The 11,886-nt window shown below is 62.5% G+C and carries 11 protein-coding genes and 1 pseudogene; 7 read left to right on the forward strand and 5 right to left on the reverse strand.

Annotation, left to right across the window (positions count from 1 at the left end; all coding sequences use genetic code 11):
• Nucleotides 1–3 precede the first annotated feature (3 nt).
• On the reverse strand, nt 4–1,239 hold the full coding sequence (locus tag G365_RS23290; protein WP_019647070.1) for a multidrug effflux MFS transporter: 1,236 nt from the start codon (nt 1,237–1,239) through the stop codon (nt 4–6).
• A 409-nt stretch (nt 1,240–1,648) separates the two neighbouring features.
• Between G365_RS23290 and G365_RS0118710 the strand changes: the two genes are divergently transcribed.
• Nucleotides 1,649–2,407, forward strand: a complete 759-nt coding sequence (locus G365_RS0118710) for a PhoH family protein (RefSeq protein ID WP_026345504.1) — start codon at nt 1,649–1,651, stop codon at nt 2,405–2,407.
• 318 nt (nt 2,408–2,725) lie between these two features.
• Nucleotides 2,726–3,439 (forward strand): response regulator transcription factor, encoded by a 714-nt coding sequence (locus G365_RS0118715; protein ID WP_019647072.1) that lies wholly within the window; start codon nt 2,726–2,728, stop codon nt 3,437–3,439.
• 65 nt (nt 3,440–3,504) lie between these two features.
• Here G365_RS0118715 and G365_RS0118720 read toward each other — a convergent pair whose 3' ends face one another.
• The gene (locus G365_RS0118720; RefSeq protein ID WP_026345505.1) at nt 3,505–4,305 is read right to left on the reverse strand and encodes an alpha/beta hydrolase; all 801 of its coding nucleotides are present in this window, start codon (nt 4,303–4,305) and stop codon (nt 3,505–3,507) included.
• 37 nt (nt 4,306–4,342) lie between these two features.
• Between G365_RS0118720 and G365_RS0118725 the strand changes: the two genes are divergently transcribed.
• From G365_RS0118725 to G365_RS0118740, 4 genes are all read left to right on the forward strand, one after another.
• A complete protein-coding gene (locus G365_RS0118725) occupies nt 4,343–5,518 on the forward strand; it encodes a glycosyltransferase family 4 protein (RefSeq protein WP_051089938.1) in 1,176 nt (391 codons plus the stop codon).
• Between the two features lie 12 nt (nt 5,519–5,530).
• The gene (locus G365_RS0118730; protein WP_019647075.1) at nt 5,531–6,472 is read left to right on the forward strand and encodes a glycosyltransferase family 9 protein; all 942 of its coding nucleotides are present in this window, start codon (nt 5,531–5,533) and stop codon (nt 6,470–6,472) included.
• 175 nt (nt 6,473–6,647) lie between these two features.
• Nucleotides 6,648–8,249 (forward strand): bifunctional phosphoribosylaminoimidazolecarboxamide formyltransferase/IMP cyclohydrolase, encoded by a 1,602-nt coding sequence (purH, locus tag G365_RS0118735; protein WP_019647076.1) that lies wholly within the window; start codon nt 6,648–6,650, stop codon nt 8,247–8,249.
• A 212-nt stretch (nt 8,250–8,461) separates the two neighbouring features.
• The gene (locus tag G365_RS0118740) at nt 8,462–9,829 is read left to right on the forward strand and encodes an esterase-like activity of phytase family protein (protein WP_019647077.1); all 1,368 of its coding nucleotides are present in this window, start codon (nt 8,462–8,464) and stop codon (nt 9,827–9,829) included.
• 54 nt (nt 9,830–9,883) lie between these two features.
• Here G365_RS0118740 and G365_RS0118745 read toward each other — a convergent pair whose 3' ends face one another.
• From G365_RS0118745 to G365_RS22380, 3 genes are all read right to left on the reverse strand, one after another.
• Nucleotides 9,884–10,324: an acyl-CoA thioesterase gene (locus tag G365_RS0118745; RefSeq protein ID WP_019647078.1), complete on the reverse strand. Its 441-nt coding sequence runs from the start codon at nt 10,322–10,324 to the stop codon at nt 9,884–9,886.
• The gene (gene creA / locus G365_RS0118750) at nt 10,309–10,812 is read right to left on the reverse strand and encodes a protein CreA (protein WP_019647079.1); all 504 of its coding nucleotides are present in this window, start codon (nt 10,810–10,812) and stop codon (nt 10,309–10,311) included. The genes G365_RS0118745 and creA overlap by 16 nt, the downstream gene beginning before the upstream one ends.
• A gap of 70 nt (nt 10,813–10,882) precedes the next feature.
• On the reverse strand, nt 10,883–11,236 hold the full coding sequence (locus G365_RS22380) for a hypothetical protein (protein WP_019647080.1): 354 nt from the start codon (nt 11,234–11,236) through the stop codon (nt 10,883–10,885).
• A 112-nt stretch (nt 11,237–11,348) separates the two neighbouring features.
• Here G365_RS22380 and G365_RS0118760 point away from each other — a divergent pair.
• Nucleotides 11,349–11,886: pseudogene (locus G365_RS0118760) on the forward strand (histone deacetylase family protein); the annotation flags it as partial.

Consider the following 11,886-nt stretch of genomic DNA (forward strand, 5'->3'; position numbering starts at 1 on the left):
CCCTTAGTCTGCCCGGCCCGGGGACCGGCGGCGATCAAGCATCAGGCATCCGCCATAGACCGCGACCGCTGACAGGCTGGAGATAGCCATGCCCGCCAGCAGCGGGGTGGCGGTGCCATCATGGATCAGGCCGAACCCCTGTGTCACCAGAGCCCCGACCGCCATCTGCAGAAAGCCGCCCAGACCGGCGGCCGCCCCGGCGAGAGCCGGGCGTACCGCCATTGAGGCTGCCTGCGCGCTGCTCATCGACAGGCCATGGCCGAACGTCATGATCCCGGCAGGGATCATGACACTCCACGGGGTCAGCGGCAGGAACATCACCAGCACCAGCCCGACCACCGGCCCGGCCAGACTGAACACAGCCCCCAGCGGGATCATCACCCGTGGTGCGAACCGCCGGGCAAGACGGCTGGTCAGAATGTTGCCGAGCATAAAACTGGCCGGGACCAGAATAAAAATCAGGCCGTAATCGGCCGGGGACAGGTGCAGAGCATTGATCAGCACCAGCGGCGCGCCAGCCAGACAGAGAAAGTAGCCGCCGATACCAACCGCATTGAACAGGGTGAACGCGTTGAAGCGGGGGTGTCGCAGCAGCGCCCCGTAATTGGTCAGCAGGGTCAGCGGACTGGCCCCGATATGCCGTTCGCGCAGGGTTTCCGGCAGCCGCAGCACCAGCAGCAGGGCCAGACAGGCGACCGCGGTCTGGGTGATGAAAATAGCCCGCCAGCCGAAGCTGACGGCAATCAGCCCGCCCAGCACCGGCGCCAGCATTGGCGGCACGATCTGTCCGATCATCAACTGCGACAGGGCCGGGGCCACCTGTGAGGGCGGATAGGTGTCCCGTACCATGGCACGGGTCAATGTCATCCCCCCGGCCCCGCCGATGGCGGCCAGCACCCGTCCGGCGATCAGCATGTCCAGAGAGGACGCGATGGTACAGAGCAGGCATCCGGCGCAGTACAGAAACATCCCGATCTGCAGGGGCCGCCGCCGTCCGAACCGATCAGAAACCGGGCCATAGACCAGCATCGACAGACCGAAGGAGAGCAGTGCCAGACTGATTGTCATCTGTGCTTCTGCGGCGGTGACGCCAAAGTCCTGCTGAATGGCGGGCAGGGCGGGCAGAAACATCTGCATTGCCACCGGGCCGACGGTGGTGAACAGCACCAGCGGCGCCAGAAAGCCGAGCCCCGGCTGCGGGGTGGTGGGGGGCAGAGAGGGCGCAGTGACGGATGACATGGGTGAGGCAGGCTCTCTCTGCAGGGGGGGGACTGGGGGGCAGACTACGGTGTTCTCCCGGCTGCCGACAATTGCAAAACACGAATATGGCGGACAGGAGCTATGCCCTGACCGCAGGGAATGACTGTTTTATTGCAGTGCGGAATATCACTGTGGATCCGGTCTGCGCCGGAGTACGATTCGTCCTGCCGGAATGACCGCATGGGTCGGGATCTCCGGATGGGAATGAGGGGCCATGGCATCTGACGGCTTCACCGCATCCTGCCTTCTGTCCCGGGGACCGTACCCCGGGGGGCCTCCTTCCGTCTTCATTCTGCTCTGCTCTGCTCTGGTGTGTGCAGCCTCCGCCCCGGCGGGGGCTGTTGTCGTTTTTGCCCCTGTTGTCCGCAGACATCTGAGAGGTGCCATCATGGCCAGACGACCCCATCGTTCTTCCGTTGCCGAAGAGCCCCGCAAGGCCGGGGCCCTCAGGGCTTTGTTGCCTGACGACTCGGTCTGGGATCCCCTTGCCAGCAGGGCTGCCGGAGGAACCGGGCGGGACCAGCGCTATGTACGGACCATCCGCCCCCACAGTGATAACCAGCGTCGCCTGATTGCCGCGATTGAGGAGTCGCATGTTGTCGTGGCGCTCGGTCCGGCCGGAACCGGCAAGACTTATCTGGCGATTGCCAAGGCGGTTGAGGCACTGGAGGCCGGGCAGGTCAGCCGTATCCTGCTGTGCCGTCCGGCGGTTGAGGCCGGGGAAAATCTGGGTTTCCTGCCCGGTGCGCTGGAAGATAAGCTGGCCCCGTATCTGCGGCCCCTCTATGACGCCCTGAATGACCGGCTGGGGACCCGCAGGCTGAAGCAGGCTCTGGGGGATGGGACGATTGAGATCGCGCCGGTCGCGTATATGCGGGGGCGAACCCTGAACAATGCCTTTGTGGTGATTGATGAAGCCCAGAACTGCACCTACGGGCAGCTGAAGATGTTGCTGACCCGGCTGGGCTGGCACGCCACCATGGTTCTGACCGGGGATCCTGACCAGTCCGATCTGCTGCCGGGCGTGTCCGGACTGGGGGATATTGCCACCCGTTTGCAGGCGCTGGAGGATGTGGCGGTGATCCGTCTGGGGGATGCTGATATTGTCCGCCACCCCTTGGTCGCGTCGATGCTGACCGTCATCTGACCGCCGTAATCGCGGCGTGATATTCAACGGGCGTTGATTTTTGGCAGGCCTGATCCCTTGGTCGGGGGATTCAGGTCTGTCCCATTGTTGTGGTAGGGTTTTTATTCGTGTCTTCAGACTTTTATTAAATAAGATTTATGTGCGGTAACCTCCTGCATTGCGGGAGGACTTTCCAAGTTTCTCAACAGAGACGTGAATTTTGGGGGATAATCTTGACTTTATGGGGGCTCCTGTCGGAGATAATGCCTAACTGCTGACATGACTCATATCTTTCAAATATAGTCATTAGACGACAGGGCAGAATGCCGGGGGATATTTATGGCTGAGCAGGCACACATTCTGGTGGTCGAGGATGACCCCGCGACGCTGGCCTTACTGTCCGCTTTTCTGAAGGAGGCCGGCTACACAGTCAGCACGGCAGCAACGGCAGAGGCGATGCGGCAGGCAATGGCGCGGGCCACGGTTGATCTGATTTTGCTCGATCTTAATCTGCCCGATGCCGACGGCGTGCAGCTGGCGGTGTCGGTCCGCAAACAGTCACGGGTTCCGATCATCATGGTCACGGCCCGTGCGCAGCCGCGTGACCGCATCACCGGCCTTGAGCTGGGGGCCGATGACTATGTGACCAAGCCGTTCCACCCGCGGGAGCTTGTGGCCCGGGTCCGCAATGTACTGGGGCGGATGGCGCCGCGGGCTGAGGCTGCGGGCAGTGTCATCTATCGGTTTTCCGGCTGGGAAATGGATCTGCTGTGGCGTCGGCTGGTCAGTCCGCAGGGGGATGCCATCACCATGACCGCCACGGAGTTTGATCTTCTGGCGGTTCTGGTTGCCCGGGCCGGGCAGCCTTTGACCCGGGATCAGCTTCTGGAAGCCACCGGGGAGCCGGGGCGTGATGTGAACGACCGCTCGATTGACACTCTGGTCAGCCGGATCCGCCGTAAACTGGGCGACACCCGGGGCAGCGGTCCCCGTCTGATTGAAACCTGTCATGGGCACGGATACCGGTTTTCCGGCGAGGTCCAGACGGCCTGACGCGATCCCGCTGTGGGAGATTGATAAAAAACGGGGCCGGAAGGCCCCGTTTTTTATGGGATCTATCAACCGGAGAGGCTGCTGTGCAGGGCATCCAGCGTCTGTGACAGGCGTTCCAGATGTGCCGGTTCAGACAGGCGGTGGTCGCCGTCTTTGATGAATGTGATCTCGACATCGGCGGTGGTCAGCTGATCGGCGATGCGCAGGGCGTGCTGCCATGGCACCGCCTCGTCTTTCTGGCCGTGCAGGATCCGGACCGGACCGGCGAAGGGGATTGGCCCGCCAAGCAGGCTGTTACGGCGACCGTCCTCGAACAGGGCCCGGCTGAAGCGATAGGGTTCTTCTGAATAGGCACTGGGAATCGCAACGATGCCGGTTTCCATCACCTCCGTCTGCTGGGCCGGGGTCAGGGCGGGCCAGGTCAGTTCTTCGGTGAAGTCGGGGGCCGGGGCGATGCCCAGCAGGCCTGCGACCCGGTCCTGCCGTTTCAGGGCCGTCAACAGCATCACCCAGCCGCCCATGGACGAGCCGATGACAATCTGTGGCCCGCTGGTCAGGGCATCGATCATCGCGCAGGTGTCCTCTGCCCAGCCGCCGATGGTGCCGTCGATGAAGCGCCCTTCGGACTGGCCATGGCCGCTTTGGTCAAACCGCAGGAACGGCCAGCCGCGCTGACGGCAGTGGGCTTCCACATGCAGCGCCTTGCTGCCGTCCATGTCAGACATCAGGCCGTGCAGAAAAACCACACCGATGGAAGAAGTTGCCTGTCCCCCCTCGGCAGCAGGGTCAAATCTGTGATACGCGAGGGTATGCCCGCTGGGGCAGGTCCACATCTGGGGCTTCTCAAGAGGCGTCGGAGAGACCATATTCGCGTCCGTTCATCCGTTACTGAAAGTGCTGTCCGTGACCCTGCACCCTAACACCTCTTCTCCGGCGGGCAAGTCCCCCCCGGTGGTTCTTCAGGTTCTCCCCCGTCTGATGACCGGCGGCGTTGAGCGGGGGACCATTGAAATGGCCACTGCCCTGCAGGCCTTCGGCTGGAAAGCGGTGGTTGCCAGCGAAGGCGGCCCGATGGTGCGGGAGCTGGAGCGGGTTGGGGCGGAGCATGTCACCCTGCCGCTGGCCAGTAAGAATCCGCTGGTGATGCGTCGCAACCGTGACGCTCTGCGCCGGGTGATACAGGAAAAAGGCGTGTCGCTGGTGCATGCCCGCTCGCGGGCCCCGGCGTGGTCGGCCCTGTGGGCCGCGCGGGCGGAAGGGGTGCCTTTTGTCACCACGTTCCACGGCACCTACAATCTGGGGCCGCTGGCGTTGAAGAAGCGTTATAACCGGGTGATGGCGATGGGCGACCGGGTGATCGCCATCTCTGAATTTATCCGCCGCCATATTCTGGAACATTATCTGCCGAGCGATGAGGCGATCCGGGTGATTCACCGTGGCGTCGACTTCTTCCGTTTTGATCCTGACAAAGTCAGCCCGGAACGGATGATCACTCTGTCGCAGCGTTGGCGGCTGCCGGATGGCGAGCCGGTGATCATGCTGCCGGGCCGTCTGACCCGCTGGAAAGGGCAGATTCTGCTGCTGGAGGCGCTGACCCATCTGCGGGATCTGAAGTTCTGCTGTGTGCTGGTCGGGTCCGATCAGGGGCGGGATGCCTACCGGGCGGAAGTGGAAGCGGAAATCACCCGCCTTGGTCTGCGGGACCGGGTGATTCTGGCTGATGAATGCAATGATATGCCCGCCGCCTATATGGTGGCCGATGTGGTGGTCAGTGCCTCAACTGATCCGGAGGCCTTTGGCCGGGTTTCAGCCGAAGGGCAGGCCATGGGCCGTCCGGTGGTTGCCCCGCAGCATGGTGCCGCGCCGGAGATTCTGGTGGATGGCAAGACCGGCTGGCTGTTTATTCCCAACAATCCGGAATCTCTGGCCCGGGCTCTGCGGAACGCCCTGTCGCTGACTGCTGATGAGCGGGCAGAATGGGCCCCGCGTGCGATCGCCCATATCCGCGATCATTTCACCACCGACCGGATGTGTGAAAAGACCATGGCGGTCTACCGCGAGCTGTTGCCGCAGGTCTGATCGCAGAGTGCCATGATGACGCATCCGACCGCAGAACGGATTCTGGTGATCAAGCTGTCGGCGCTGGGCGATTTCGTTCAGGCCTTTTCCGCCTTTGCTGCGATCCGGGCGCACCATCCGGCAGCCCGGATCACGCTGTTGACCACCCGGCCATTTGTCGGGCTGGCGCAGGCCTGTCCGTGGTTTGATGAGGTCTGGACCGATGAGCGGCCCCGCGTCTGGCAGCTCGGCAAAGTGTTCGCCCTGCGCCGGAAGCTGCGGCAGGGCCGGTTTGACCGGGTGTATGATCTGCAGACCTCTGATCGGTCCTCCGGTTATCTCCGTCTGATCGGGGGGCCGGGAGCGGTGGAATGGAGCGGGATCGCCCGGGGGTGTTCTCATCCCCATGCCAATCCGCAGCGTAATTCCCTGCATACGCTGGAACGGCAGGCCGACCAGCTGGCAATGGCCGGGGTCCCCCCCTTGCCCGGGGGACCGGATCTCGGCTGGCTGGACCGGGGGACGGTGTCTGTCGCGCTGCCGGACAAAGCTGTGCTGCTGGTCCCCGGCGGGGCACCGCATCGCCCGGACAAGCGCTGGCCGGCGTCTTCCTATGCGGCTCTGGCGGTGGAACTGGCCCGGCGTGGCCAGACCCCGGTGGTGTTAGGGACGTCCAGCGAACAGGCTGAAGCAGATGCGGTTCTGGCCGCCTGCCCGCAGGCGCTGTCATTGATCGGGAAGACCGGGCTGGCCGATCTGGCGGTGCTGGCCCGGCGCGCTGTGGCGGCAGTGGGGAATGACACCGGGCCGATGCATCTTCTGGCGACCTGCGGATGCCCCAGCGTCGTGGTGTATTCTCATGCCTCCGATCCGGCGCTGTGCGCGCAGCGGGGACCACGGGTGGCGATTTTGCGCCGCCCGGATCTGGCCGATCTGCCGGTTTCTGAGGTTCTGACAGCGCTGGATGCGGTTTGACCGGCACATTTCGGGGCTGATCCGGCTGTTTTGGTAAAAACAAGTGCTGCGCCGCTGCGGCGGTCATGATATCACCCGCGCCATTCCAGTCTTTCGCATCGTCGAGTCACCATCGGGCCTGATACCGGGGGGTGGGTCGACACACCGCATTGTGTCTGAGGGAGAGCCCCCTGCCATGTCCAACTCGGTCCCGTTCGTGCCCGCCTATACCGGCCCGATCCGCCGCGCCCTGATCTCGGTCTCTGACAAGACCGGCCTGATCGAGTTCGCCCGTTTTCTGGCGGACGCCGGGGTGGAAATCCTGTCCACCGGCGGTTCTGCCAAGGCGATTGCCGGGGCGGGGATTCCGGTGAAGGAAGTCTCGGATTTCACCGGCTTCCCGGAAATGCTCGATGGCCGGGTCAAGACCCTGCACCCCAAGGTGCATGGCGGTCTGCTGGGCATCCGGGGCAATGCCGATCATGAAACGGCAATGGCCGAACACGGCATCCAGCCGATTGACCTGCTGGTGGTCAACCTTTACCCGTTTGAAGAAACCGTTGCCAAGGGCGCGGGCTTTGATGAATGCGTCGAGAATATCGACATCGGTGGTCCGGCGATGATCCGTGCCGCGTCGAAAAACCATGCGGCTGTCACCGTGGTGGTCGATGTCGCTGATTACGATGTGGTCAAGGCTGAGATGCAGGCGAACAACGGTGCCACTTCGCTGGAACTGCGCCGCCGTCTGGCTGCCACCGCCTACGCCCGCACCGGCTGCTACGATGCTGCCATTTCCAGCTGGTTTGCCGGTCAGCTGGGCGAGTCGTTCCCGCGCCGGATGGCGTTCGCCGGTGAACTGAAGCAGGAAATGCGCTACGGCGAAAACCCGCATCAGGTGGCGGCGCTGTACACCACCGGCGAAAACCGCCCGGGGATTGCCGCAGCGGAACAGTTGCAGGGCAAGGAGCTGTCCTACAACAACTTCAACGACACCGATGCAGCGTTTGAGCTGGTGGCGGAATTTGACGAGACCGCCTGCGTCATCGTCAAGCATGCCAACCCCTGCGGCGTGGCGCTGGGCAGCAGCCTGAAGGATGCTTATCTGCGGGCTTATTCCTGCGATACCGAAAGCGCTTTCGGTGGCATCGTGGCGTTCAACCGCACGCTGGACGGCGAAACCGCTGAAGAGCTGTCGAAGCTGTTCCTGGAAGTGATCATTGCCCCGGAGATCTCCGACGAGGCCCGTAAGGTTCTTGAAACCAAAAAGAACCTGCGCGTGCTGCGCACCGGTGGCCTGCCGGACCCGAAGGTCGGTGGCCTGATGGTCAAGAACATTGCCGGGGGTCTGCTGGTGCAGAGCCGGGATAACCTGCTGACCGCTGCCGATCTGAAGGTGGTGACCAAGCGCCAGCCGACCGAGCAGGAGCTGAAGGACATGATGTTTGCCTTCACCGTTGGCAAGCACGTTAAGTCCAACGCCATTGTCTATGTCCGTAATCAGATGACCGTCGGGGTCGGTGCCGGGCAGATGAGCCGCGTCAATTCCTCGCGGATTGCCGCGTTCCGCGCCGAACAGGCGGCCAAGGCTGCCGGAGATGCTGAAAGCTGGGCCAAGGGCTCGGTGGTATCGTCTGACGCGTTCTTCCCGTTTGCCGATGGCCTGCTGGCCGCAGCAGAAGCCGGGGCGACCGCCGTGATCCAGCCGGGTGGGTCGATCCGGGATGAAGACGTGATCAAGGCCGCTGATGATGCGGGTCTGGCCATGGTGTTTACCGGGATGCGCCACTTCCGTCACTAAGCGGACCGCGCCCTTCCCCTGTAAGACAATGTCCCCCGTCCGGGAAACCGGGCGGGGGATCTGTCTTTAATTTGTATAGTGTCTTGATTTTGTTATGGAACTGTCCGGCAAAATTCATCCGCGGAATGTCCGGTACGCGGTAGGCAGAAGAGGGTGCCTGCGGCAGGGGACGGCAGGCCCGTCTCTCTTCTGTCTGACACCACGAGGACACCATGCCTGCATTCCGTTGCCTATCCCGTTCGTTTCTTGCTGCCCTGAGCCTGTCTGTTTCGGTCCTGGCGCTTGCCCCGGCCGTATCGGCCACTGAGGTTCCGGCGGTGCTGGAGGGATTCGCCAGCCTGCCAGCTGCCACCTTTGTCCAGCCGCCCAAGGATGCCCCACCGTCGCTGGAGGTATCGGGTCGGTATGCACAGGCTCCGAAGCGGGTTGATGGCGTTGGCCTGTCTGCCGGGCGGCCTTATGTGAAGGATGCGGCGCAGGAGCCGATGCTGCCGTTCAAGGGGCAGCCGGTGCAGGGCTTTTCCGGCATTAAACCGGCAGGAAACGGCGATTATGTGGTCCTGACCGATAACGGCTTTGGCACCAAAGCCAATTCCCCCGATGCCATGCTGATGTTCCACGTCGTGCATCCGGACTGGAAGACCGGCAAGGTCAGCCTGAAAAAGACGGTGTTTCTGCACGATCCGGACCGGAAGGTGCCGTTTCTGATCGTCAATGAAAACACCGGCAGCCGGTATCTGACCGGTGCGGATTTTGATCCGGAATCGATTCAGACGATCGGTGAGGAGGTGTGGATCGGGGATGAGTTTGGCCCCTATCTGATCCGCGCCGACAAGGCCGGTAAGGTTCTGGCGGTGTTCGAGACCAAGCTGGATGGGCGGGTTCTGAAATCCCCCGACAATTATACCGTCATCACCCCGCCCAAGCCGGGGCCGGTGGATTTTGATGTCCGTCGCTCGAAGGGATTTGAAGGGATGGCGGCTTCACCCGATGGCAAGACCCTCTACCCGCTGCTGGAAGGGGCCTTGATCACCAAAGGCGAGTCGGAAACCCGTGAGGGCCGCGAATATCTGCGGATTCTACAGTTTGACGTCGCCAGCCAAAGCTGGACCGGGACGTCATGGAAGTACCTTCTGGATGAAAACGGTCTGGCGATCGGCGACTTCAACATGATCGACGCCACCACCGCGCTGGTGATCGAGCGGGATAACGGCGAAGGCGACCCGCGTCAGGCCTGCACCGGCGAAGCCCGCCCTGATTGCCAGAAGACCCCGGCGAAGATCAAGCGGATCTACAAGATTGATCTGGCGGCGGCGGATGCCGACGGGTTTGTCAAAAAGGTTGCCTATATCGACCTGATGGCCGTCAAAGACCCCAAGGGGGTGGTCAAAGGCATCAGCCGCGATGGTGTGATGAACTTCCCGTTCTTTACGATTGAGGATGTGCACGTGGTTGATGCCACCCACATCATCGTTGCCAACGACAACAATCTGCCGTTCTCGGCCGGGCGTGCCGTCGGGGTGCCGGATAACAACGAATTCATGCTGCTGAGCGTGCCGGATCTGCTGTCGGCGAAATAACCGTCCTGCTGTCCCCCCGGCTCCGGGATTGTCCGGGGCCGGGGGCTCTGTGCCTTACGGCAGAAGCGGATGCAGCCGCGCGGTCAGATCTTCTGGCAGGCGGCGGGACGTATGGGTGGTCTGGCAGGCATTGACCCAGACAATTTCTCCGCTGGCCCGCCGAAGGTCTTCTCCGGCGACGTCAAGGCTCAAAGAAAAGGTCAGGCTGCTGCCGCCGATCCGCACCGGCTGCACGGCGACCCGGATTTCTTCATCGAAGCGGACCGGCGCGTGGTATTCAACCACCGCTTTGACGGTGTGGAAGTCGGTATCGGTGTCCCGGACCTGTGCTTTCAGGTCCCATGGCAGGGTGCGGAAAAATTCCCACAGCGCCACGTCGAACCAGGTCAGGTAGTGGGCATTGTAGGCCACGCCCTGACAGTCCACTTCGGAATAACGGACCCGGAAGGGATACCGGAACACCCCGGCAGGCAGCGGGATCAGGGCTTCGCCCATGGCATCACCGGCACTGTCGAGATGGCATTCTTCGGGGATCCTTCAATCACCCGGTCAGAATAAGACATGTAAATCAGTGTATTGCGCTTTTCGTCATAAAAGCGCACCACCTGCAGCTTTTTGAAGATCAGTGAGCGGCGTTCGCTGAAAATACTCTCGCCATCGCGCTTCTTCAGGTTCTTCGGCAGTTCGATCGGGCCGACCTGACGGCAGGCAATGGAGGCATCCGCTGTATCTTCGGCCAGCCCCAGACCGCCCTTGATGCCGCCGGTACGCGCCCGGCTGATGTGGCAGGCCACGCCGGGAATATCCGGGTCATCGAAGGCATCAATCACGATCTTATGGTTCGGTCCCAGCAGTTTGAAAACGGTGTCGACACTGCCGATTTCCTCGGCCCGGGCGGCAGGGGCGGCAATGGACAGCAGCCCGGCCACCACAGCCACGGCAAGGCGGGCGGTCCGGGTGGGAAGGGACGGGAAGCGGATCATGGCTGCTCCTGACTGAGCGGAAAGGGAAGACCCTGAATATAGGGTGACTTATGTTTTCGCGAAAGAGGTCTCAGGGCGCGACGTAGACCTTGCACTGGCTGGTTCCGTCCGCGAAGAAATGATAGGTCTTGCCGTCGACAGCCTTGTTTTGGGGGTCGCGCAGGTTGAAGTCGCGCTTGGCGATGCCGGTGATGCCGCGCCCTTTTTTCCCGGTGAACTGAATATACACCTGTGCCACCCGCTTCTGATTGAAAGAGCCGAGCGTACACAGACGGGACAGGTCATTGTCGATCTTCCCGACTTCCCAGTATGGAGCGGTCGAGGTGGCATAGACCCGGGCATTGGTATCCCATGCCAAGGCCGGGCCAGCTGTCATCAGCAGGGCGGCGGCGAGGGGAAGGGCGGTCAGCGCAAGGCGGTTCATCTGGGTATCAGTCCGGCCAGTCAGGGGTAGCGGGCGGATCGGGATTGAGTCTAGTCTGGCACAGGGTGATTGCCAAATCCTTATGACTCCCCACGCAACAGGATCATCTGCCATGAAAGCCGTCTATTCCCCGCTGCACAGCCGTCACGACGGCGGTAAAGAACTGCACCGGGGCGAACTGGTCCCCTGTTACGAAATGCCGGTGCGGGCCGACTACATTCTGTCAGCGGTTCAGGATGCCGGTCTGGACGTGATCAAGCCCCGCCCGTTTCCGCTGGATACGATCCTGAAGGTGCATGACGCGGCCTTCGTCGAGTTTCTGCGCACCGCTTTTGACCAGTGGAAGGCAATTGGCAAAGACGGCTTCATGCTGCCCAGCGGCTTTGCCGCCCGTTCGATGCGGCAGGATGTGATCCCGCCGGGTATCAACGGCAAGCTCGGCTATTACTGCTACGATGCCGGAACCCCGATTGTCGAAGGCACCTGGGATGCGGTGCTGGCGTCAGCCCATTGCGCCCTGACCGCAGCGGCACTGGTGGCCGATGGGGCGCACAGCGCCTATGCCCTGTGCCGCCCGCCGGGGCACCATGCCGGGGCCAGCACCTATGGCGGATACTGCTTCCTGAATAACGCCGCCATTGCCGCCCAGT

The sequence above is a fragment of the Novispirillum itersonii subsp. itersonii ATCC 12639 genome (assembly GCF_000381985.1).
GTDB classification, from domain to species: Bacteria; Pseudomonadota; Alphaproteobacteria; order Rhodospirillales; family Rhodospirillaceae; genus Novispirillum; species Novispirillum itersonii.

Bases quoted from the DNA above. Each gene is read 5' to 3' on its own strand.
- G365_RS23290 (WP_019647070.1), bottom strand. From the start codon at position 1,239: ATGTCATCCGTCACTGCGCCCTCTCTGCCCCCCACCACCCCGCAGCCG.
- G365_RS0118710 (WP_026345504.1), top strand. From the start codon at position 1,649: ATGGCCAGACGACCCCATCGTTCTTCCGTTGCCGAAGAGCCCCGCAAG.
- G365_RS0118715 (WP_019647072.1), top strand. From the start codon at position 2,726: ATGGCTGAGCAGGCACACATTCTGGTGGTCGAGGATGACCCCGCGACG.
- G365_RS0118720 (WP_026345505.1), bottom strand. From the start codon at position 4,305: ATGGTCTCTCCGACGCCTCTTGAGAAGCCCCAGATGTGGACCTGCCCC.
- G365_RS0118730 (WP_019647075.1), top strand. From the start codon at position 5,531: ATGATGACGCATCCGACCGCAGAACGGATTCTGGTGATCAAGCTGTCG.
- purH (WP_019647076.1), top strand. From the start codon at position 6,648: ATGTCCAACTCGGTCCCGTTCGTGCCCGCCTATACCGGCCCGATCCGC.
- G365_RS0118740 (WP_019647077.1), top strand. From the start codon at position 8,462: ATGCCTGCATTCCGTTGCCTATCCCGTTCGTTTCTTGCTGCCCTGAGC.
- G365_RS0118745 (WP_019647078.1), bottom strand. From the start codon at position 10,324: ATGGGCGAAGCCCTGATCCCGCTGCCTGCCGGGGTGTTCCGGTATCCC.
- creA (WP_019647079.1), bottom strand. From the start codon at position 10,812: ATGATCCGCTTCCCGTCCCTTCCCACCCGGACCGCCCGCCTTGCCGTG.
- G365_RS22380 (WP_019647080.1), bottom strand. From the start codon at position 11,236: ATGAACCGCCTTGCGCTGACCGCCCTTCCCCTCGCCGCCGCCCTGCTG.